The sequence below is a fragment of the Nonomuraea sp. NPDC004354 genome, assembly GCF_053602555.1.
Window position 1 is genome coordinate 15,209 of sequence record NZ_JBSGDV010000007.1, and the last position, 21,576, is coordinate 36,784.

Sequence of the window (21,576 nt, forward strand, 5' to 3'; positions counted from 1 at the left end):
AGCCAATCGGTGGTGATGCGTACAGCGCGCCCACCGCTCCACGACAAGGACTCTCGTGAGTTCTTGCGCACACAATCGGGGATGAATCATGAGCATTCGAGTGATCGGCGCGACCATCGTGGCCGCGACCGCGATAGCAGGCGGTCTGGCGGTCTTCGGCGGCGCGTCCATGGCGTCCGAGTTCAGGCCGGCGCCGACGCCTGGGCCCGGCTCGGACAACAGGACCATGTCCGACTCCGACGCCAACTCGACCTCCACCACCTCCTCCCAGTCCGCGCCCAGGAAGAGCCGGTCCAGGAACCAGAGCAAGTCGGTCTCCTGCTCCAACGGCTCCTGCACGGTGAAGCTGTCCGGCGCGCCGGTCAACAGCGCCGACCTGATCGCCACCAGCGACACCTCGGTCTCCGACCTGGGCAGGGCGGCCCTGGGTGTCAGCGACTTCATGTCCGACGGGGTCGCGGTCGAGGTGGAGGGTCAGGAGAAGGGCCTCAGGATGGGCGAGCCGGTGACGATCGGCGACTGGACCATGACTCTGGAGCGCGTCAACCCGCGCAGGTACGAGGCTCAGCTTGTCGCCACCTACAAGGCGCCGAACACGGGACGTTGATCCCGGCGCCGCAGGGGATTCCGGCGGACGTTCCGCCCCGGCCGGTCGCCGGCCGGGGCGGTTCCCCGCGCCCCGCGTGCGAGCCGAGGGGTGAGGGAAGCGGGTAGACTGCACAGGTTGCGTTCGTAACGCCTTCCGCTAGGGCGGGTGAGGGTGAACGCAGTATCCGATCTTTCCGATGCATCCCTAGGAGATGTCGTGTCCGAAGTACGTATCGCCGCCGAGTCGCGCACCGAGTTCGGCAAGGGCGCCGCCCGCAAGATCCGTCGCGCCGACAAGGTGCCCGCCGTTCTGTACGGGCACGGCATCGACCCCAAGCACCTCACGCTGCCCGGCCACGAGGTCCTGCTGGCCCTGCGCACCGCCAACGTCCTGATCCACCTCAAGGGCGAGGGCATCGACGAGCTCGCGCTGCCCAAGGGCGTCCAGCGCGACCCGATCAAGGGCTTCGTCGAGCACGTCGACCTGCTGCTGGTCAAGCGCGGCGAGAAGGTCACGGTCGAGATCCCCGTCACCACCGTCGGTGACGTCAACTCCGAGGGTCTGCTCGACCAGCAGTCGGTGAGCGTCGCGGTCGAGGCCGAGGCCACCCACATCCCGACCGGCGTCGAGGTCGACGTCGAGGGTCTCGAGGTCGGTGCCTCCATCACCGCCGGCGACCTGCAGCTGCCGAAGGGCGCCACGCTGGCCGCCGACCCGGAGACCGTGATCATCCAGGTCATCGCCAAGCCCACCGAGGCTCCCGCCGAGGCCGCCGCCGAGGGTGAGGCCGCCGAGGCCGCCGCCGAGGGCGAGACCGCCGAGGCCGCCGAGTAAGAAGCCAGAGCCCGGAACGGGGCGAGCCGGGCACGCGCCCAGCTCGCCCCGTTTCTGCATGGAGGAGCGATGGATCGCTGGCTGATCGTCGGCCTGGGCAACCCCGGGTCCCAGTACGAACGCAACAGGCACAACGCGGGCTTCATGGTGCTCGACGAGCTGGCCGCGCGGGCGGGCGGCACGTTCAAGGCGCACAAGAGCCGCGCGCACGTGCTGGAGACCAGGGGTGCGGTGCTGGCCAAACCGCAGACGTACATGAACCTGTCAGGGGGCCCCACCAAGCATCTCGCCGACTTCTACAAGATCCCCCCGGAGCGGGTGATCGTGGTGCACGACGAGCTGGACATCCCGTACGGCGCGCTGCGCGCCAAGTTCGGCGGCGGCGACAACGGCCACAACGGGCTGAAGTCGATCACCAAGGTCCTGGGTACCCGCGACTACCTGCGGGTACGGTTCGGCATCGGCCGCCCGCCCGGCCAGATGGACGCGGCCACCTTCGTGCTCAGGGACTTCGGCACCGTCGAGCGCAAGGACCTGGCCTTCCTCGTCGACAGAGCGGCCGACGTGGTCGAGTCGCTGGTGGAGAAGGGGCTGGAGACCACGCAGAACGCCTTCCACAGTCTCGACCTGAAGATCTCCGGCCCGCCACGCTGAAATCCCGCCATCGGGTACTACCGGGCGCTACCATTCCATGACTGTCCGTTGATACAGGTCGTGGGGGGGCAGATGACGGTCGCGAAGGTCGAGCCGCCGCTCGTCTGGCGGGCCAACCCTCGCATGCCTGGATGGGTGCGTTCCTACCGCGTGCAGGCGTTGTGGACAGATCTGTCGTGCGCGGCGGCGGGGGCGATGCTCGCCTTCGCCGCCCGGTTCGGCGAGATCACGCCCCACGCCGCGCCGTACATCGTGCTCAGCCTCGCGCTGCCGCCCGTGTGGGTGTGCGCGGTGGCGCTCAACAGGGCCTACGAGCCGCGCCTGGTCGGCATCGGCTCGGAGGAGTTCCGCCGGATCGTGCGGTGCGGGGTGGCGCTGACCGCCGCGATGGCGATCTGCGCCTACGCCACCAAGACGGAGGTGGCGCGCGGCTACGTCGTGCTGGCACTGCCGCTGACGACCCTGCTGACCGTCGTCTTCCGGTACGGCCTGCGCCGCGCCCTGCACAGGCGCAGGGCGGCCGGGAGGTGCATGCGCAGGGTGGTGGCCGTCGGCCACGCCGCGGGCATCGCCGAGCTGGTCAGCAGGTTCCGCAAGGAGCGCTACCACGGCATGGAGATCGTCGCCGCCTGCCTGCCCGAGGACTCTCCGGACAAGGAGGTCGGCGGCGTGCCGGTGGCGGGCGGGTTCGGCGACGTCCCGCTGGTGGTCGGCCAGTACGGCGCCGACACCGTGGCGGTGCTGGCCTGCCAGGAGATGGACGGCGTGGCGCTGCGGCGCCTGGCCTGGCGGCTCGAGCGCACGCACACCGAGCTGGTCGTCGCCCCGGCGCTGATGGAGGTGGCCGGCCCGCGCACGACGATCAGGCCCGCCGCGGGGCTGCCCCTGCTCCACGTGGAGCACCCCGAGCTGGCCGGGATGCGGCAGCTGGTGAAGAACGTGTTCGACCGGCTGGTGGCCGGAGTGCTGCTGGTGCTGGCCACGCCGCTGCTGCTGGCCGTGGCGGTCGCCGTACGGCTGGACAGCCCGGGCCCCGCGCTGTTCAGGCAGACCCGCGTGGGCAAGGACGGCAGGCTGTTCACGATCGTGAAGTTCCGCACCATGCGGCAGGACGCCGAACGGCTGAAGGTGCTGCTGGTCAGCGACGCCGACGGCGTGCTGTTCAAGGTCAGGAACGATCCACGCGTCACCGGCATCGGCGCGCTGATGCGCCGCCATTCCCTGGACGAGCTCCCGCAACTGGTCAACGTGTTGCTGGGGCACATGTCACTCGTCGGCCCCCGCCCTCCGCTGCCGGAGGAGGTCGCCAGGTACGGCGACGACGTCCGCCGGCGACTGCTGGTGCGCCCGGGGCTGACGGGGCTGTGGCAGGTTTCCGGCAGGTCGGATCTGTCATGGGAGGAATCCGTCCGCCTCGACCTGCGTTACGTCGAGAACTGGTCACTCATGCTGGATCTGCAGATCCTGTGGAAGACTTGGTCGGCCGTCGCCCGCGGGCAAGGAGCTTATTGATGACGATTCGCGACGACCATTCCCTGGCCTCCGACCTGGCGACGGAGGCGGGCGAGCGGCTGCTCGCGCTGCGCTCCCGCGAGGGTTTCGGGCACCCGCCCACGCTGCGCGCCGAGGGTGACCGGATGTCCCACGTCTTCCTCACCGAGGCGCTGGCGCGGCTACGGCCCAGCGACGGCGTGCTGTCGGAGGAGGCCACCCGCGAGGAGCGCGAAGACCCCGCCAGACGCGCGGCCGACCGGGTGTGGATCGTCGACCCGCTCGACGGCACCAGGGAGTTCGCCGAGGAGGGCCGCGCCGACTGGGCGGTCCACGTCGCGCTCTGGGAGCGCGGGGCGCTGGTCGCCGGAGCGGTGGCGCTGCCCGCCCAGGGCCGCACGCTGTCGACCGGCGAGCCGCCCAAGCTGCCCGCCTACCAGGGCGGCAGGTTCCGCATCGCGGTCAGCCGCACCAGACCGCCCGAGTTCGTCCAGAGACTCGCCTACCTCGCGGGCGCCGACCTCGTGCCGATCGGCTCGGCCGGAGCGAAGATCTCCGCGGTGCTGACCGGCGAGGTCGAGGCGTACGTCCACGCGGGCGGCCAGTACGAGTGGGATTCCGCGGCCCCCGTGGCGGTCGCGCAGGCCACCGGAGCGCACGCGAGCCGCATCGACGGCGCTGAGCTGGCCTATAACCAGGAGGACCCCACTCTTCCGGATATCCTTGTTTCCCTACCGGAGCTGGCGCCAACGTTGCTCGCCGGGATCCGCGACCTGCACCGCTAATGCCGGAGGAAGCCCCCATGCTTCAGCGCGACTACACGACGTCGCAGCTCGACGTCCTAGAGGCCGAGGCCATCCACATCATGCGCGAGGTCGCCGCGGAGTTCGAGCGGCCGTGTCTGCTGTTCTCCGGCGGCAAGGACTCCATCGTCATGCTGCGCATCGCGGAGAAGGCGTTCTGGCCCGCGCCGATCCCGTTCCCGCTGATGCACGTCGACACCGGACACAACTTCTCCGAGGTCATCGAGTTCCGCGACCGGCGGGCGGAGGAGCTCGGCGCGCGCCTGGTGGTGGCCAGCGTCCAGGACTCCATCGACGCCGGGCGCGTCACCGAGGAGACCGGACGGCGCGCCTCGCGCAACCGCCTGCAGACCACGACGCTGCTCGACGCCATCGAGGACCACGAGTTCGACGCCGTCTTCGGCGGCGCCCGCCGCGACGAGGAGAAGGCGCGCGCCAAGGAGCGGGTCTTCTCCTTCCGCGACGAGTTCGGCCAGTGGGACCCGAAGAACCAGCGCCCCGAGCTGTGGAACCTCTACAACGCGCGCATCCGCAAGGGCGAGCACATCCGGGTCTTCCCGCTGTCCAACTGGACCGAACTCGACATCTGGGACTACATCCGCCGCGAGGGCATCGAGATCCCCTCGATCTACTTCGCGCACACCCGCAAGGTGTTCGAGCGCGACGGCATGCTGCTGCCCGACGCCTCCGTGGTCAACAGGGGCGAGGACGAGCCGCTGTTCGAGGCCGTCGTCCGCTACCGCACGGTCGGCGACATGACCTGCACGGGCGCCGTGCAGTCCACGGCCGCCACGGTCGAGGAGATCATCGAGGAGATCGCGGCGACCAGGATCACCGAGCGCGGCGCCACCAGGGCCGACGACCGGGCCTCCGAGGCCGCGATGGAAGACCGCAAGCGGGAGGGCTACTTCTGATGCGCGACCTTCCCCTCGCCAGCCGTACCACCATGGGAGAGCAGCTGTAATGGACATCCTTCGCTTTGCCACGGCGGGAAGCGTCGACGACGGCAAGTCCACCCTCATCGGGCGCCTGCTCTTCGACTCCAAGGCCATCTTCGAGGACCAGCTCGAGGCCGTCGAGCGCACCTCGCGCGACCGCGGCACCGAGTACACCGACCTGTCGCTGCTCACCGACGGCCTGCGTGCCGAGCGGGAGCAGGGCATCACGATCGACGTGGCCTACCGCTACTTCGCGACGCCGCGGCGGAAGTTCATCATCGCCGACACCCCTGGTCACATCCAGTACACCCGCAACATGGTGACCGGCGCCTCCACGGCCGACCTGGCGATCATCCTGATCGACGCGCGCAAGGGCGTGCTGGAGCAGTCGCGCCGCCACGCGTTCCTGACCTCGCTGCTGCGGGTGCCGCACCTGGTGCTCGCGGTCAACAAGATGGACCTGGTCGACTACTCCGAGGACCGGTTCGAGGAGATCCGCGAGGAGTTCACCGCCTTCTCCTCCAAGCTCAACGTGGCCGACCTGACCTTCATCCCGATCTCCGCGCTCAACGGCGACAACGTGGTGTCCAGGTCGGAGAACATGCCCTGGTACCAGGGCTCCTCGCTGCTGCACCACCTGGAGAACGTGCACATCGCCTCCGACCGCAACCTGGTCGACGTGCGCTTCCCCGTGCAGTACGTCATCCGTCCGCACAAGACGGAGTTCCACGACTACCGCGGCTACGCGGGGCAGGTCGCGGGCGGCATCCTCAAGCCGGGCGACGAGGTGCTCCACCTGCCCTCGGGTCTGACCTCGCGGATCGCCGCGATCGACACCTTCGACGGGCCCGTCGAGGAGGCGTTCCCGCCCATGTCGGTCACCCTCCGGCTGGAGGACGACATCGACATCTCCCGCGGCGACATGATCTGCCGGCCCAACAACCGGCCGCACGTCGCCCAGGAGCTGGAGGCGATGGTCTGCTGGATGTCCGACGCGGCCAAGCTCGCGCCGCGCTCCAAGCTGACCATCAAGCACACCACGCGGACGGCCCGCGCGCTCGTGCGCGACCTGCACTACCGGCTCGACGTCAACACGCTGCACCGTGACGAGACGGCGACCTCGCTGGGCCTGAACGAGATCGGCAGGGTGTCGCTGCGGGTCACCCAGCCGCTGTTCGTCGACGACTACGCCCGCAACCGGCTGACGGGCGGGTTCATCCTCGTCGACGAGGGCACCAACACGACGGTCGGCGCCGGGATGATCGTCGACGCCCGAGCGTGACGTTCGACAGGGCCCGCGGTTCGACCGCGGGCCCTGCCGCGTTTCCGGGCGCTTCCCCTTTTCCGGGCGTTTCTCCGCGTGCTCGGCGGGACGGGCCCTGCGTGGTCATCGCCTGCCGGGTCCTGCGTGCCTGGCCGCGCGGGCAGTACGGCCGGCGGCTCATGATCGGGTCGGTGGGGCCGCCGCTTAGGTAGATCCTTTTACGTTTCCGTGACACTGTGATTACTCTCCGCGCTAATGTCTCCACGGTCCGTATCCGCCGCACCGCCGGAGGCGAGCCCATGACCAGCCGGGTGATCTTTCTCGGCGGCCTCGGCCGCAGTGGTACCACGCTGCTCGAACGCCTCCTCGGCGAGCTGCCCGGCGTCGTGCCGCTCGGCGAGGTCGTCCACCTCTGGGCGCGCGGAGTGCTGGCCGACGAGCCGTGCGGCTGCGGCGAGCCGTTCGGGCGCTGCCCCTTCTGGCGGCAGGTGGGCGAGCGCGCCTTCGGCGGCTGGCCCCGGGAACTGGCCGAACGGGTCCTGGCCCTGCGCCACCGGGTCGACCGCACCAGGCGCATCCCCGCCGTCGGTCACCCCGACCTGGCCGAGTACGTCGCCGCCTACGACCGCGTCTACTGTGCCGCCCTGGAGGTCACAGGCGGCACGGTCGTCGTCGACTCCAGCAAGCACGCCTCGCTGGCGTTCTGCCTGTCGGCGGGCGGCGTGGCCCCCCGCGTGGTCCACGTCGTGCGCGACCCCCGCGCCGTGGCCCACTCCTGGCGCAGGACGGTCGCCCGCCCCGAGGACGGCCGCCCGATGACCAGGTGGGGCGCGATGCGCACCTCCCTCCACTGGAGCGCCCAGAACCTCGCGCTCGACCTGCTGTCCCGACGGGGTGCCAGGGTGACCAGGGTCCGCTACGAGGACCTGCTCGCCGACCCCCACAGCACCCTCACCGCGCTCGCCACCGAACTGGGCCTCGAGACCCGCCTCGGCTTCCTCGACGGAGCCACCGCGAGCCTCGGCCCCGCCCACACCGCCTCGGGCAACCCCATGCGGTTCGCCGTCGGCCAGGTGCGGCTCTTCCACGACGACGCGTGGCGCGGCGGGCTGCCTCCCGTGCAGCGCGCCGTCGTCTCGGGCCTGACAGCCCCTCTCATGACCAGGTACGGCTATCGCGGAGCGGCGGCATGACTCCTTCGGTCGGCGTGGTGATCCCCACCGCGGGCAAGCGGCCGGCGCAGCTGCGGGCAGCGACACGCGCGGTGCTCGCCCAGGACTATCCAGGCCGCGTCGAGCTGGTCATCGTGGCCGACGGCGGAGACCCGCCCGCGGTCGCCGAGCAGGTGGCCGACGCCGTCGCGCCCAGGTCCCACGCCGACGGGCGCCACCGGGTGCGGGTGCTGCCCAACCGGTTCAGCCCCGGCCTGCCCGGCGCCCGCAACACCGGCATCGCCGCCTCCGACACCGACCTGGTCGCCTTCTGCGACGACGACGACGTCTGGCTGCCCGGCAAGCTCGCCGCCCAGCGCCACGCCCTCTCCGATGGCGCCGACTTCGTCAGCTGCTCCATCGAGGTCGAGTACGGCTCCCGCCGCGTCCCCAGGCTCGCCGGAACTGACCAGGTCACCAAGGCCGACCTGGTGCGCTCGCGCATGGTGATGGTGCATTCCTCGACGTTCCTGTTCCGACGCGGTGCCTACTGGGTCGACGAGAGCGCGCCCGCGGGTCAGAACGAGGACTGGGACCTCGCGTTGCGCGCCGCCAAGCGGCAGCCGATCGCGCACGTCGACCGTCCGCTGGTCAGGGTCCGCTGGGGGGCGTCGCAGTACGTCACCAGATGGGCCGACCGCATCGCCGGGCTGGAGTGGATGCTCGCCCGGCACCCCGAACTGGCCGTGGATCCGCGCGGCGCGGCGCGGATCTACGGCCAACTCGCCTTCCACCACGCGGCGCTGGGGCGGCGCAGGGAGGCGGGCCGGTGGGCGCTGCGCACGTTCGCCGCCCACCTGGGCGAACCACGCGCCCCGATCGCGCTGGCGGTGGCGGCGGGGCTGGTGTCCGCTCCCGCGGTGCTGGCCCTGCTGCACGACAGGGGTCACGGGATTTGAGCGGTCCGGCACCGCACCCCACCCCCGACAGGAGCCCCGCCGAGGACCAGCCCTCCCGGCCCACCACCCGGGACCTGACCGGAGAACCGCTCTCCTCGCCCGGGACTCCCAGCCGCTGCCTGGGGCTTCCCCCTCCCGAGGCGTTCCCGGCTTGCGGGGTGTTCGCGGCTCCTGAGGCGTGTCGTGTGCCTGAGGTGCTTCCGGTCTCCGGGACGCCATCGGCTTCGCGCGTGGTGCTCGCTCCTGGGGCGGTTCCCGCTTCAGGGGGGTCCAGGGCTTCCGGGGCGCTTCGCGCTCCCGGGGGCTCCGCGGCTCGTGGCGTGGTCCCGGCGCGCGGGGTGCTTCCAGGCTGTTGGGCTTTTCCGGCTTCCGGGACGCTTCCGGCTCCTGGAGTGCTTCCGGATTCAGGGGGGTCCAAGGCTTCTGTGGTGCTTCCCGTTCCCAGAGGCTCCGCGGCGCGTGGTGTGGTCCCGGCGTCCGGGACGCTCCCGGGTTGTTGGGAGCTTCCGGCTTCTGGGGCGCTTCCGGTCTCTCAGATGGTTCCCGCTCCTGTGGTGCCGTCGGCACCTGGGGTGTTGCTCTCTCCGGGCGCGGCACGGGCACCCCAAGGCGCCGCCGGTTCCGGCGTGGCCGGGGCAGCTCGGGGCGCCGCCGGTTCCGGCGTGGCAGCTCAGGGCGCTTTCGCTTCCGGTGTGGTGACAGGGGCAGCTCAGGGGGCCTCCGCTTCCGGCGTGGCGTGGGTGCGCGAGCCCGATGCCGGCCGGACGGGTGGCCGGCCCGCGCGGGTGGAGGTGGCGGGGGTCGAGGTGGACCCGCTCACCGAGCGCCAGGTGGTCGACTGGGTGGCCGCGGCGCTCCGGCGCGGCACGGGCGGCCACATCGTCACGCCCAACATCGACATCTGCCGCGCCGTCTCGCGCGAGCCCGCGCTCAGGCGCCTGGTCGCCGCCGCCGACCTGGTGGTGGCCGACGGGATGCCGCTGGTGTGGGCGTCCAGGCTGCTCGGCACGGCCATCCCCGAGCGGGTGACGGGCGCCGACCTGATCTGGTCGCTCAGCGCCATGGCCGCCGCGGCCGGTCATCCGGTCTACCTGCTCGGCGGTCCGCCCGGCGTGGCGGCCGCAGCGGCGCGGGAGTTGACGGCGCGGTGCGCTGGGCTGGCGGTGTGCGGGGTGGACGCTCCGCCGTACGGGTTCGACAGGAGCGCCGAGGTGCTGGCCGAGGTCAGGGCCAGGTTGGTCGCCGCCGGGCCGGGCATCGTGTTCGTGGGGCTCGGGTTCCCCAAGCAGGACCGGCTGATCGCCGAGTTGCGTGCCGACCTGCCGCAGGCGTGGTTCGTGGGGTGCGGTTCGGCGATCGCGTTCGCGGCCGGGTCGGTGGCCAGGGCGCCGGCGTGGATGCGGCGCACGGGGACCGAGTGGCTGTTCCGGCTGGCGGCCGAGCCCGACCGGCTGGCCAGACGCTACCTGGTCGACGACCTGCCGTTCGCGCTGCGGCTGATGTCCAGGTCCTTACGGGACCGGTGGACGTCGGCCCGGCGATGAGGGCTCACCGGTTCTGACGATCTCGGAGGCGATCACGCGGCTGAGGGCGGCGATTCCGCTGGTCTCACGCTCGGGCCAGCTGGTGAGGGCACGCGGGTTCCGGTGGCTTCGGGCCCTGGGGTGGCGAGGGCGCGGGTTCTGACGATCTCGGAGGCCGGGCGTCCGTGCTGGTGGGCTCGGGCCGATGGCCGGGTGTCCGTGCTGGTGGGCTCGGGGTGGTCAGCTGGTGAGGGTGCGGATCGTGGCGATCTCGGCGTCGGTCAGGCGGTCCCGGTAGGAGTGGAGCGCGCTGCTGGAGTCCATCGGGCGGTAGGCGGTGCGTGACAGGCCGGACCAGGCGAAGCCGCGCTCCGCCGTACCCGGGGTCGTGCAGGCGCGCGTGACGCGGCGCTCGGCGGCGGGGGACCAGCGCAGGCCCGCCAGATCGTAGAGCCTGCGGAATCCCGGCAGGGGCGCGCCGGCGAGATCCTCGTAGGAGACGACGGTGACGCCCTCCGCGCGGGCGAGGACCGCGCGGGCCACCCGCCACAGCGCGCAGATCTTGGCGATGCGGTCCTGGGAGCCGACCAGCGCCCGTAGCTCCTCCACCTCGGGATGGTCGCGGACGAGCAGCGGCTGCTCGAGCAGTTCGTGGAAGTAGACGGTCCAGCCGAGCCGCGTCCACGAGCCGGCGAGCGAGACCGGGTCGCGGACCAGCGCGATGACCGTGCAGCCGAGCGTGCGCGCGAACCAGCTCGCCGACAGCACGGCGAAGGGGTCGTCCAGGAGCGCCCGCCGTCCGGTGCGGCGTCCCCAGGCGAAGGCGGTGCCGTACCGGACGAGCCGGGCCAGGTCGTACGGCGAGCGGTTGGCACGCAGTTCGGCCAGCCAGCCGTAGCGGAGGGCGACGGTGTCGCGGAAGGCGGGCAGCCAGTCGGCGGAGTTGTCGTCGCAGATGTACTGGAAGCGGTGGGTGACGCCGGCGCGCAGCACGCCGGGGCAGCGGCCGGGCGGGTGTTGCGGGTTGAGCGGCTCGTTGACGTAGACCAGCTCGCCCGAGGCGGCCAGCATCTTGCCGACCCAGCTGGTGCCGCTGCGGGGCAGGCCCGTCACGAGGACGGGGTTCACGCGGCCGCCCATGAGCGGAACCTGAGCGCGGTCATGCTGTGGCGGCCGAAGGGACGCAGGCCGTAGCGCTGGTGGATCTGCCAGAGCGGCAGCAGGTTCTTCAGCAGCACCCCGCCCGACCAGCCGAGCGCCGCGCCCAGCGCGCCGTGCGCGGGGATGAGCGCGACGTCGAGCAGGACGGTGAACCCGACGGCGGCGAGCAGGTTGGCGAGGCTGGTGGTGGTGTGGCCGGCCGAGGTGAGCACGACGTCGACCATGCCGCACGCCGTCGCCACCATCATCGTGCCCGCCAGGACCAGCGCGATGGGCACCGCGTGGCCGTACCCGGTGCCGAAGACGCGCAGCAGCCAGGGCGCCAGGACGGCGTAGCCGAGCCACACCGGCCAGGTCAGGAGCACCAGCCACATGGTGGTCACCTGGTAGAGCTCGCGCGCCCGCGCCAGGTCGTCCTCGGCCAGGGCGCGCACCAGGCGGGGCTGGGCGGCCTGGGCCAGGCCCTGGTTCGCGAGCTGCCCGACCACCCTGAACCTGGTCGCCGCGGTGTAGCAGGCGACCTGGGCGGGGCCCGCCAGCAGGGCGACGACCACGATGTCGAGCCGCTGGAACACCGCCTGGATCGCGCCCGCGGCCGAGCGCGGCGCGGTGTGGCGCCACAGGTCGCGCGCGGTGCCGGGCAGGTACGGCGTGCGCGGCAGCCGCGCGCGCAGGCTCACCGCCGCCAGGATCACGACCATCAGGTACGGCACGCCCCACGCTCCGGCGAGCACTCCGGGGACGGGGACGCCGGGCAGGAGGCCGGCCGGCACGGCGTAGGCCACGGCCGCCACCAGGGCCAGTTGCGCGACGGGAAGCACGATCCCGTCGAGCAGCACGGTCGGGCGCATCGCGCCGAACCCTCGGGTGGCGGCCAGGAGCACGTCGGCGACGACGATGCAGGGGAGCGCCAGGGCGAGGGGGCCGAGCTGGGGGTGGAGGAGTACGCCCGCCGCGAGGGAGAGCACCGCGCCGGGAGCCACGGCCGCCCGGACGTATCCGGAGATGCCGCGGTAGTCGTAGGTCCTGGCGCGGGCGATGAAGTAGACCAGGCCGTTGCCCGCGTCGAGCTTGGCGATGCCGGCGACCATCAGGGCCAGCGCGACGGCGGTGAAGAAGGTGCCCGCCTGCTCGACGGTGAAGGCCCTGGTCACCACCACGGCCAGCAGGAACTGGGCGAGCGCGCCGGCTCCCGCGCCGGTGATGCCCGCGATGCCCCCGCGGGCCACCCGCCCCACCGCCCCCCGCCCTTCCCGGCCGGCGGGATCCGTCGTCACCTGCGCCACGAGGGATCACCGCCCAGCCACGGGACGAGGTCCAGGTCGTACACCTCGAAGTGCTCCATCAGCGCCTGCCGTACCGGCTCGGGCAGCGGTTTGGGCCTGGACCTGCCGTTGTGCCGCTCGAAGACCGGGTCGCCCATCGGGGGGACGCCCAGGAAGTCCAGCACCTCGTCGTGGACCACCTCCGGCTCGGCGAAGAACCGGTGGCTGTCGATGACGAGGATCCGGTCCCGCCCGAACAGCGGCTCCAGCCGGTTGAGCTGCTCGGCGTAGCGGCCGCGCGCCAGGTAGGCGTGGTGACGGTGCGAGTGGTGGACCGAGTAAGGCTGGGAGCGCAGCTGGTCCTCCGCCCCTGCCAGGCGCCTGAGCTCCAGCTCCACCGCGTACTCGAAATGGGACTCGAGCTCGAACCCGCGCGCCAGCTCGTGGGAGTGCGCGGAGAAGGCCCGCTCGACGGGGTCGCGCACCAGCACGATCAGCTTCACACCCGGCAGGTCCCTGACGATCCGCTCGCCGGCCAGGGGATGGAACATGTAGTAGGGGGCCGACTCGAAGGCCAGCGGCTGCCTGCCGTACCGCTTCTTGAGCAGCGCCGCGCCCACCTTGAGCGGGAAGTGCCCCTGGTACCACGACGGGCCCTTGGCATAGTCGATGTCGAAGTAGTGGATGCCCTTGTGCAGCACGGGCTTGAGCAGGAGCGGGTGCTGGGCGAGCGCGCGGTAGAGCGAGGTGGTGCCGCACCGCTGGGCTCCCACGATCAGGAAGGACGGCAGCACCCGGCCGCCGGAGGTGAGCCGCCCGGTGGTGCGCGAGACCGACATGACCGAGTGCTTCATGGCGTTCATATGAGGAGCTCCTGGTGATCGACGAGCGGGTTGAGCCAAGAGGACGGCGGGCCCAGCGGCTCGTGGCCGTCGGCGGCGTGCCGGTCGGCGAGCGCGATGAGGTAGCGGATCGCGGTCAGCCGGGCCTGCGCGGACGAGAGCCCGAGCGGCGCGAGCGCCCGCGCCGACCGGGCCAGGCAGGCTCTGGCGGCCTGGTCGGGCGGCATGCGGCGCAGTGCCCGCTGGAACAGGTGGTGGAGCGCGTCGAAGCCGGGCGGCACGCCGACCTCGTAGCGCTCCCAGTCCCACACGTGGAGGCGGCCGTCGCCGGTCGGCGCGATGTTCCACGGCGACAGGTCGCCGTGCCAGGCCGGGCCCGCGGGGCCGCCGGTGGCCGCGATCTCCTTGACGGCCGCGGTGAGCAGCGCGGGGGAGACGCGGGCCCGCCGTACGGGCAGGGCGGACAGGGCGAGGACGGCCAGCTCGTTCCAGGCGCCGTGGTAGAGCACGACCGGCGGCACGACGGTCTTCAGCGGCAGGTCGGCGAGCTTTCGCAGCGTGGCGGCCTCGTTGGTGATGAGCTCGCGGGTCCGTGGCGTGTCGCCGATCTTGGCGTAGGCCATGAGCGTGCCCTGCGAGTGGAGTTCGAGGACGGGCTTGCGGTTGGGCCTGCGCGCGGGCCGTACGTGCAGGACCACGCGGACGGGCGCGCCGAACACCTCGCTCAGATGGCTCTCGATCGAGCCCTCGAGAGGCAGCATGAGCTTCGGCGCGAGGGGCGCGTGCCACCAGCGGCGCGGTCGCAGCCGCCGGGGGAGCACGGCGTGCGGGAGCACGCTGTAGGCCTGCGGCCGGCCCTGCCCCGGATAGAGCAGGCGGATGGTCTGACCGAGGTAGCGCAGCCTGACGCGGGCGTCACGCATGGGTGTTCCTCCACAGGAGGGCGAACGAGACGAGGTAGAGGCTGAGCGGCGTGACCAGGCCGTCGTAGACGAACATGTAGAGCAGCACGAGGATCATCACCAGCACGCCCGCCAGGCCGATGGGGCTGCGGTCGGGCCAGTGGCGGCGGATCGCGCCGAGGAAGAAGGCGACGTAGAGCGCGGCGCCCACGAAGCCCTGCGTGATGATCAGGTGCCACAGCTGGCCGTCGCTGCCCAGCGGTGGGTGGCCGCACTCCCTGCACCAGTCGGTCCTGCCCGTGGTGATCGTGCGGTGGTTGCCCATGGCGTTGCGGGTGTTGCCGTAGCCGATGAACGGCGAGCCGGCGGCGGCCTTGACGGTGGCGGCCACGGTGAAGGCTCTGATGTCGTTGCTGTGTGGGTTGTCCAGGCGCTGGATCACCAGGTCGGTGAGGGGGCTGGCGGCGAACACGACCGCGCCGAGGGCCCCCGCCGCGCACAGTGTCAGGCGGGTGCGCCCGCCGACCCTGACGACGAGGTAGACGACGATCAGGCCGAGGCCGATCCACAGGCCCCTGTTGAGCGAGTAGACGACCGGTACGGAGGCCGCCGCGACGAGCGCGACGGCCGCGGCCTTGCGGCGCGGCCCGCCGTGGACCCACCAGCCGACCACGAACCAGATGAGCAGCACCGACAGGTTGCTGCCCCACGCGTTGGCCCACTCGAAGGGCGCCTCGGGCCGCGGCGAGGCGTGGCCGAGCACCTTCTGGATCTGGGCCGCCGTCGGGTGGATCAGGTTCTCGACGAACGGGTTGCCGGCGATCCAGGCGGGCAGCACGCGTTCGAGCGGCGAGGTGAAGGCGAAGGTGGGCCAGAACACGCCGAGCAGGCCGCCGGCCACCGTGGTGACGAACAGCACGCCGAGCATCCTGACCAGGCGCAGCTGCGGGAGCTCCCGTTCGGTGAGGTTGCCGAGGTAGAGCACCATGATCAGGAGGGAGACGTAGAGCGCCAGGCGCATGAGGTAGCCGATGACGCGGCCCGCGCCGAAGTCGCCGTAGGTGTCCTGCGGCATCTCGCCCAGCATGAGGGCGCTGAGCAGGTAGCCGGCCAGCATGAGCGCCCACAGCCCCAGCCCGCGCGGCAGCCTGATCGGCCGCCTGCGCCACAGGACGCACGCCATGGGGACGGCCAGGACGATCACGGCCAGGCCGCCGAAGCCGAGGGCCCACCATACGGGATAGCCGACCAGCAGGGCTCCGATCGGCCATGCTGCCCGGCTGTTCGGGCGGGTGTCCCGCACCGTCACGTGTCGGACACCTGGGGCATCGGTGACGTCTCCGGCCCCTCGGTGCGCTGCCGCGGGCCCGTTGCGCCCATCGCCAGGATGTCGCCGGTGACGGGGCTGACCCTGGCCGCCCGGCGCGCGGGGGCGGGGACGATGGGGGTGGGGATGCTCGTGGCCGCCTTCGCCGGCACCGCCTTGCCCGGCACCGCTCTGCCCGGCGCCGCCTTGTCCAGCGCCGCCTTGCCCGGCACCGCCTTGCCCGCGACGGGCGCGGCCGGCGAGGGGCCGGGCGCCGTGACCGTGACCGCGCCGATGACCGGCACCCGGTGCCGCTCCAGCCGCCGTACGGCGAGCGTCACGTCGCCGGCCCGTACCGCGCCCAGCCCGATGACCAGCAGCGCGCCGTCGGCCCTGGCCACGTCCGCGACGTCGGCCCCGGTCAGCACGGTGACCCGCGCGGCCATCGACAACCGCTGGGCCAGCGGGGCCGAGCCGATCGCCGGCGGAACCTGCCACAGCAGCAGGCGCGGCCCCCGGCACGAGGCCACCACGGCGGTGGCCAGCTCGTGCAGCGTCCGGGGGTCGGCGGGGCCGGACAGGTCGGCCAGCAGCGGCAGCCCGGTCAGCCGTTCGACGTCGCCTGCCGTACGCACTCGGGTGTCGAGCCGGTCGCAGGCGTATGCGGCGGCCGCGCCGCACAGCAGCCCGAGCATCACGCCGCTGCCGAGGTAGAGCGGGACGCTGGGGGAGCTGGGCGCGGCAGGTTCGGCGGCCTGGCTGATGACGTAGCCGGGGGTGACCGCGACGGTCTTCAGCGAGTCGTACTTCATCGTGAGGCTGTAGACCTGCCGGGTGAGCAGGTTCTGCCGCTGGGTGGCGACGGTGTGCTCGGCGGACCCCCTGCGCAGCAGGGCCAGCTCGGCGACGACCTTGCTCAGGCCGGTGTTGACCTGCTTCAGCTTGGTGGTCAGCGCCTTGAGCTGGGCACTGAGGGCGGCCTGCGCGGTCTCGGTGCGGTGCTGGAGGTAGGCCTGGGCGTAGGCGCGCGACTGGGCGGCGGCGATGGCGGGGGTGTCGGCCGTGACGGCGATGGACAGCACCGCGGAGTTGGGCGGCACCGTCACCTCGGCCGGCGAAGGGGTGGCCTTCAGCACCACCGCGGCCTTGGCCGCCACGACCGCCGACTGGGCGACCTGCGCCTCGGTGTCGAGGTTGAGCGCCTCGCGCTGCCTGCCCGTCACCTGGTTGGGCTGCTCCTGCACGCCGGTGGAGGCGACGAGGACCTGCGTGGTGGCGGTGTAGGCGGGCGGGATGAGGCAGAGCAGCGCGAGACCGCCGAGCAGGCCGGTGAGAAGGCAGGCGAGGAAGAGGTTTCTGCGCCTGCGCAGCAGTGAGAGGTGCTCGGCCAGGTCCACGCCGGAGGACATCAGGCATCTCCCTGTAGTCGCTGTGCGACTCTGGGTTACTGGGTCACGTCACTATAGGGCGGGCGGATATTTCCCCGGTTGAATACTGAAGATTTTCTCCCGGACCCCCCGCTAAATATCGCCAATTATTGCGAAATGTCGGTGTTGGCGATCCGGGAAACTCGCGACCCGGCAGGTGGCAGGCGTGGCAGGGTAGTTCGGCAACACGGCGGGGGCTGACAGTAATTACGAGGGGAGTGGAGACGACTTGCGTCTCAGAAAAGCAGTGGCGCTCATTCTGCTCGCCGCACTGCCGGCCTGCTCCACGGCCTCGGGTACGGCCAGGCACGTCCAGGCCGATCCCACGGTCGAGGCCGAAGTCAACGGCATGCTCGGCATCACGGAGTCGCCGGCGTGCGAGGTCACGGCCAAGCTCATCCCGTCCTGCGGCGCGTGGTGGGGGATCGCGCCCGAGATCTTCACCGGGCTGACGTCCGACAGGGCGCTCGCCAGTGCGGAGAAGCGCATGGGGCGCACCGCCGACATCCTGCACGTCTACCACCGCGGCAGCGAGCTGTTCCCGACCGGCAGGGAGATCGCGCTGGCCCGCGACCCCGCCCACCCGAGGCTGCTGCTGGTCAACTGGAAGCCGACGTTCGACACCACCTGGGCCGCCATCGCCGGCGGGGCGCTCGACCGCCGCATCGACCGGCTGGCCGACCACATCAGGCGGACTTTCCCCGAGCGCTTCTTCCTCACCATCCACCACGAGCCCGAGGACGACGTCAGGGCGGACCCCGGCTCGGGCATGACGGCCACCGACTACGCCGCGATGTTCCGCCACGTCGTGCAGCGGCTGCGCGCGAAAGGGGTCAGGAACGCCGTCACGGTGATGACCTACATGGGGGCGCCCAACTGGGCCTCACAGCCGTGGTTCGAGCAGCTCTACCCCGGCGACGACGTGGTCGACTGGGTGGCGATGGACCCCTACGTCGACAGCGCGGTGCGCGACTTCGACGGGCTGGTCAACAAGACGCGCAAGGACTACCCGCGCTGGCCGGGCTTCTCCCGCTGGATGCAGTGGCGCTTCCCCGGCAAGCCCATCATGATCGCGGAGTGGGGGGTGTTCTCCGCCGGCCACAAGCGCGCCTTCTTCGAGTCCGTGCGCGCCCAGGTCGGGCGCTATCCGCAGATCAAGGCGCTGGTCTACTTCGACTCGCCGCGCGCGCCGCGGGGCGACACCAGGTTCGACACCGACCCGGGGGCCGCGCGCGCCTTCACCACACTCGCGACGGATCCGCACTTCTCCGCGACGAGCGTGCCGCGACCGTGAGCGCGGCGCCGCCGAGGACGGCCGTCGCGCCAACGATCCACAGCGTGGCCGGGTCGGGCACGCTCAGGAGCTTGAGCGCCGACGCGAGCAGGACCAGGACCAGCAGCGCCCTGATGGTCGCGCCGGGCGCCCACGCGGAGATCCGCGCGCCGAGATAGACGCCGGGGACCGAGCCCAGCAGCAGCGAGAAGGTGAGGTCGAGCTGGAAGTCGCCGAAGAACAGGTGCGCCAGCGCCGCCGCGCCCACGAGGGGGACGGCCTGCACCAGGTCGGTGCCGACGAGCTGGTTGGCCTTGAGCGCCGGGTAGAGGGCCAGCAGCGCCACGACGATCAGTGACCCGGATCCGACGGAGGAGACACCGACCACCACGCCGCCCACCGTACCGACCAGTACAGTCGGAATCGGGCGCACGACGATCTCATGGGCGCTCGACGAGCCCCCCTTGCCGCCGAGCCAGGCCTTCAGCACCAGACCGGCGACGGCCAGGAGCAGCGCGATGCCCAGCGACACCTTCACCGCCTGCTGGACGGCCGCGCCGTCGCCGAAGGCCCGCACCAGGAAGACGCCGCTGAAGGCGGCCGGCACCGAGCCGGCGCACAGCCAGCCCACCAGACGCAGGTTGACGGTGCCCCTGCGCAGGTGGACCAGGCCGCCGACCGGCTTCATGACCGCCGAGGCGACCAGGTCGCTGGAGACGGCCGCCAGCGGAGGGACGTTGAAGAACAGCATCATCATGGGCGTCATCAGCGCCCCGCCGCCCATGCCGGTCAGGCCGACGACGATCGCGACGACGAACGACCCGGCCGCCAGGGGGAGGTCGATCAACGAACCCATCCTCCGCCGCGAAGGGTGTCGAGGACCCGGGAGACGGCGGCTCCCACCGAGAGGTGCGTGGTGTCGATGACCAGGTCGGCGTCCTCGGGCTCCTCGTAGGGGTCGGAGACGCCGGTGAACGCGGGGATCTCGCCGGCGCGGGCCTTGGCGTACAGGCCCTTGCGGTCGCGGCGCTCGCACTCCTCCAGCGGCGTGGACACGTGCACCAGCAGGAAGTCGGCCCCGACCGACTCGACCAGCGCCCGCACCTCCTCGCGGGTGGCGGCGTAGGGCGCGATGGGCGCGCAGATGGCCAGCCCGCCGTGCCGCGCGGCCTCGGCGGCGACGAAGCCGATGCGGCGGATGTTGAGGTCGCGGTCGGCCTTGGAGAAGGTCAGGCCCTTGGACAGCAGGTGACGCACCACGTCGCCGTCCAGGTGGGTGACCGTGCGGGTGCCGAGCTCCAGCAGGGCGTCGCGCAGGCCGCGGGCGATCGTCGACTTGCCGGACCCCGACAGGCCGGTGAAGAAGACCACGACACCCCTGCGGTGCGGCGGGCCCGGCAGCGTGACCGGCTCGGGGCCGGCCAGGTGCTCGGTGGCGCCGTAGGCGGTCGCGACGTGCTCGCGCAGCTCCAGGTCGATCTCGTGGTCCTCGCGGGGGGCCAGCGGCACCGAGACGACGATCGTGTCGTCCGGCAGCTTCTCGCGGGCCTTCAGCGCGGCTCTGACCACCGCGGGGCCGCCCTCGCCGTACGCCAGGGGCAGCAGCACGACGGCGCCCTCGAGTTCCTCGGCGACGGCCAGGATCTCCTGCGTGCTCAGGTCGTCGAGCGGGCCGCGCATGGTGACGGCCAGCGCGGGACGGCCGGCCAGGTCCTCGCGCACCTCGGCGGGGGTGCGGCGCAGCCGGGCGAAGGGGCCGTGCTCGGCGGCGCCGAGCGCCTCGACGGGGCCCGCCACCAGGTCGTCGTGGCCGGTCTCTGCCACCGTCAGCACGGCGAGCGCGACGCCCTCAGGGTCGAGGAGGGTCACCCTGTCGCCCTGCTTGGCCTCGGGGACGCGCAGCGTCACGGGCGCGGGCCAGGGGCTGCCGTCGGCGAGCGTGCCGTGCGCGGCGACCTCATGAAGGTCGTCATGGCCGAGGAAACCGGTCAGCGGGTGGAAGGCGCCGGAGAGCAGCAACTCAAGGTCGGCGAGCTCGCGAGGGTCGGGGGTCCACTGGAAATTCGCCGTCATCGCTCCACAATTCCGGTCGACTTAGTCGGATATACCATACCCGGTCATATCAGCCGGGCGAAATGATTCTGGGGCTTCCTGATGACCATCGTCACCTCGTCGTAGGAAGAGGTGAACCGCCCCCGCGACAGCTTGTCGACCAGCCGCACCACCGCCGAGCCGATCCGCCCCATGGCGGGGCCGCTGGTCGAGCTGAGGTCGTCACAGATCATCAGGCCGCGCATCAGGCAGAACGCGTGCATGCCCTCGCGGGAGGAGACCGGCTCGTAGACGGCGGGCAGCGGCCCCGCGCCCTCGCCGGTCGACAGGCGCGGCCACAGCAGGCGGCGCAGCCACCCGGGGGTGAGCCTGGCGCACAGGCCGTAGGCGGTGGACCGGTCGCGCATCCGCAGCAGGAGCAGCCCGCCCGGCCGCAGGCCGTTCAGCAGGCGGTCGAGGACCAGTTCGGCGTGCTGGATGCGCTCGACGAGAAAGGTCACCTGGACGGCGTCGAACGAGCGCGGCGTGACGGGCACCGAGCGCAGGTCGCCGAGCGTCCAGGCGTCCAGGTCGGTACGGCCCGCCATCAGGGCCCTGACGGCAGGCAGGTCCTCGTCGACGCCGAGGGCCCTGGTGTCGATCCCGTCGAGGGCGAGAGGCGAGTCGTGGGCGCACCCAGCGACGAGCAGGTCGAGCCTGCGCCCCAGTTGCTCGGTCCACTGCTCGCGGATCCGCTGCTCGAAGAGGTCGCCCCTGGCGACCGACTGCACGTCAGCCATGTCACCCAGAGTAATCACACAAACGCGATCTGTTGGGTATTTCCTTCGCGATCCTGTGGGGTACTCGCGGGCGAGTCTCGGTTGACGTCAGGGGCTGCTCCGGCGGGCGCGGTGCCGTCCTCGTGGACTCTAGCCCGCGCTCGCCCGCCGTCGTGCCGGGTTCGGGAGGAGCGGGGTTCGGCTGGTCTCCGGGCGGCGAGCAACCCGGGGTGAGGGCGGGTCGCTCCGGCATCCCCTGGGAGGCCGAGGCTCCGGCATCCCACTGGGAGAGCGAGGGGAGGGCCGGGGGGCGGCGTCGCGGGCGTGTGGTGGCGCCGGTGGAAGTAGTCTGGTCGGACAAGACCCCCGCGACCCCACCCGGCC

The 21,576-nt window shown here is 72.0% G+C and carries 20 protein-coding genes; 11 read left to right on the plus strand and 9 right to left on the minus strand.

Features of this window, described 5'->3' with window-relative positions; all coding sequences use genetic code 11:
• Nucleotides 1–88 precede the first annotated feature (88 nt).
• The 10 genes from ACWENQ_RS21125 (at nt 89) to ACWENQ_RS21170 (ending at nt 10,227) form a co-directional block, all read left to right on the plus strand.
• Nucleotides 89–607: a hypothetical protein gene (locus ACWENQ_RS21125; RefSeq protein WP_449918104.1), complete on the plus strand. Its 519-nt coding sequence runs from the start codon at nt 89–91 to the stop codon at nt 605–607.
• A 198-nt stretch (nt 608–805) separates the two neighbouring features.
• On the plus strand, nt 806–1,423 hold the full coding sequence (locus tag ACWENQ_RS21130) for a 50S ribosomal protein L25/general stress protein Ctc (protein WP_449918102.1): 618 nt from the start codon (nt 806–808) through the stop codon (nt 1,421–1,423).
• A gap of 69 nt (nt 1,424–1,492) precedes the next feature.
• Nucleotides 1,493–2,077 (plus strand): aminoacyl-tRNA hydrolase, encoded by a 585-nt coding sequence (gene pth / locus ACWENQ_RS21135; protein ID WP_354905495.1) that lies wholly within the window; start codon nt 1,493–1,495, stop codon nt 2,075–2,077.
• 72 nt (nt 2,078–2,149) lie between these two features.
• Complete coding sequence (locus tag ACWENQ_RS21140; protein WP_452415730.1) at nt 2,150–3,589, plus strand: sugar transferase; 1,440 nt, start codon at nt 2,150–2,152, stop codon at nt 3,587–3,589.
• Nucleotides 3,589–4,353, plus strand: a complete 765-nt coding sequence (locus tag ACWENQ_RS21145; RefSeq protein WP_449918100.1) for a 3'(2'),5'-bisphosphate nucleotidase CysQ — start codon at nt 3,589–3,591, stop codon at nt 4,351–4,353. The genes ACWENQ_RS21140 and ACWENQ_RS21145 overlap by 1 nt, the downstream gene beginning before the upstream one ends.
• Before the next feature lie 17 nt (nt 4,354–4,370).
• Nucleotides 4,371–5,285 carry a sulfate adenylyltransferase subunit CysD gene (cysD, locus tag ACWENQ_RS21150; RefSeq protein ID WP_354905501.1) on the plus strand — a complete coding sequence of 305 codons (915 nt, stop codon included), beginning with the start codon at nt 4,371–4,373 and terminating at the stop codon, nt 5,283–5,285.
• Between the two features lie 49 nt (nt 5,286–5,334).
• Nucleotides 5,335–6,591, plus strand: a complete 1,257-nt coding sequence (cysN, locus tag ACWENQ_RS21155; protein ID WP_354905502.1) for a sulfate adenylyltransferase subunit CysN — start codon at nt 5,335–5,337, stop codon at nt 6,589–6,591.
• A gap of 281 nt (nt 6,592–6,872) precedes the next feature.
• Nucleotides 6,873–7,766: a sulfotransferase family protein gene (locus ACWENQ_RS21160; protein WP_452415732.1), complete on the plus strand. Its 894-nt coding sequence runs from the start codon at nt 6,873–6,875 to the stop codon at nt 7,764–7,766.
• Nucleotides 7,763–8,683, plus strand: a complete 921-nt coding sequence (locus ACWENQ_RS21165; protein ID WP_452415734.1) for a glycosyltransferase family 2 protein — start codon at nt 7,763–7,765, stop codon at nt 8,681–8,683. The genes ACWENQ_RS21160 and ACWENQ_RS21165 overlap by 4 nt, the downstream gene beginning before the upstream one ends.
• A gap of 740 nt (nt 8,684–9,423) precedes the next feature.
• A complete protein-coding gene (locus ACWENQ_RS21170) occupies nt 9,424–10,227 on the plus strand; it encodes a WecB/TagA/CpsF family glycosyltransferase (RefSeq protein WP_449918092.1) in 804 nt (267 codons plus the stop codon).
• A gap of 219 nt (nt 10,228–10,446) precedes the next feature.
• Here the strand turns inward: ACWENQ_RS21170 and ACWENQ_RS21175 are convergent, their stop codons facing one another.
• The 6 genes from ACWENQ_RS21175 to ACWENQ_RS21200 are packed head-to-tail and all read right to left on the minus strand — an operon-like array spanning nt 10,447 to nt 17,091.
• Nucleotides 10,447–11,346 (minus strand): sulfotransferase, encoded by a 900-nt coding sequence (locus ACWENQ_RS21175; RefSeq protein ID WP_452415735.1) that lies wholly within the window; start codon nt 11,344–11,346, stop codon nt 10,447–10,449.
• Nucleotides 11,331–12,644 (minus strand): lipopolysaccharide biosynthesis protein, encoded by a 1,314-nt coding sequence (locus ACWENQ_RS21180; protein ID WP_452415737.1) that lies wholly within the window; start codon nt 12,642–12,644, stop codon nt 11,331–11,333. Before ACWENQ_RS21180 ends, ACWENQ_RS21175 begins: the two co-directional genes overlap by 16 nt.
• A complete protein-coding gene (locus ACWENQ_RS21185) occupies nt 12,641–13,495 on the minus strand; it encodes a sulfotransferase domain-containing protein (RefSeq protein ID WP_452415738.1) in 855 nt (284 codons plus the stop codon). Before ACWENQ_RS21185 ends, ACWENQ_RS21180 begins: the two co-directional genes overlap by 4 nt.
• Nucleotides 13,492–14,397 (minus strand): hypothetical protein, encoded by a 906-nt coding sequence (locus ACWENQ_RS21190; protein ID WP_452415740.1) that lies wholly within the window; start codon nt 14,395–14,397, stop codon nt 13,492–13,494. The genes ACWENQ_RS21185 and ACWENQ_RS21190 overlap by 4 nt, the downstream gene beginning before the upstream one ends.
• A complete protein-coding gene (locus ACWENQ_RS21195; protein WP_452415742.1) occupies nt 14,390–15,685 on the minus strand; it encodes a hypothetical protein in 1,296 nt (431 codons plus the stop codon). Before ACWENQ_RS21195 ends, ACWENQ_RS21190 begins: the two co-directional genes overlap by 8 nt.
• Nucleotides 15,682–17,091, minus strand: coding sequence for a Wzz/FepE/Etk N-terminal domain-containing protein (locus ACWENQ_RS21200; protein WP_452415743.1), 1,410 nt, complete (start codon nt 17,089–17,091; stop codon nt 15,682–15,684). The genes ACWENQ_RS21195 and ACWENQ_RS21200 overlap by 4 nt, the downstream gene beginning before the upstream one ends.
• A 247-nt stretch (nt 17,092–17,338) precedes the next feature.
• Between ACWENQ_RS21200 and ACWENQ_RS21205 the strand changes: the two genes are divergently transcribed.
• Complete coding sequence (locus ACWENQ_RS21205) at nt 17,339–18,403, plus strand: glycoside hydrolase family 26 protein (RefSeq protein ID WP_452415745.1); 1,065 nt, start codon at nt 17,339–17,341, stop codon at nt 18,401–18,403.
• Here ACWENQ_RS21205 and ACWENQ_RS21210 read toward each other — a convergent pair.
• From ACWENQ_RS21210 to ACWENQ_RS21220, 3 genes are read right to left on the minus strand one after another with little or no spacing between them, the layout of a single operon-like run.
• Nucleotides 18,348–19,229, minus strand: coding sequence for a sulfite exporter TauE/SafE family protein (locus ACWENQ_RS21210; RefSeq protein WP_452415747.1), 882 nt, complete (start codon nt 19,227–19,229; stop codon nt 18,348–18,350). The two genes, ACWENQ_RS21205 and ACWENQ_RS21210, sit on opposite strands and share 56 nt — an antisense overlap.
• A complete protein-coding gene (cysC, locus tag ACWENQ_RS21215) occupies nt 19,226–20,455 on the minus strand; it encodes an adenylyl-sulfate kinase (RefSeq protein WP_452415748.1) in 1,230 nt (409 codons plus the stop codon). Before cysC ends, ACWENQ_RS21210 begins: the two co-directional genes overlap by 4 nt.
• A 44-nt stretch (nt 20,456–20,499) precedes the next feature.
• Nucleotides 20,500–21,213, minus strand: coding sequence for a methyltransferase type 12 (locus tag ACWENQ_RS21220; protein ID WP_449918069.1), 714 nt, complete (start codon nt 21,211–21,213; stop codon nt 20,500–20,502).
• Nucleotides 21,214–21,576: the final 363 nt, after the last annotated feature.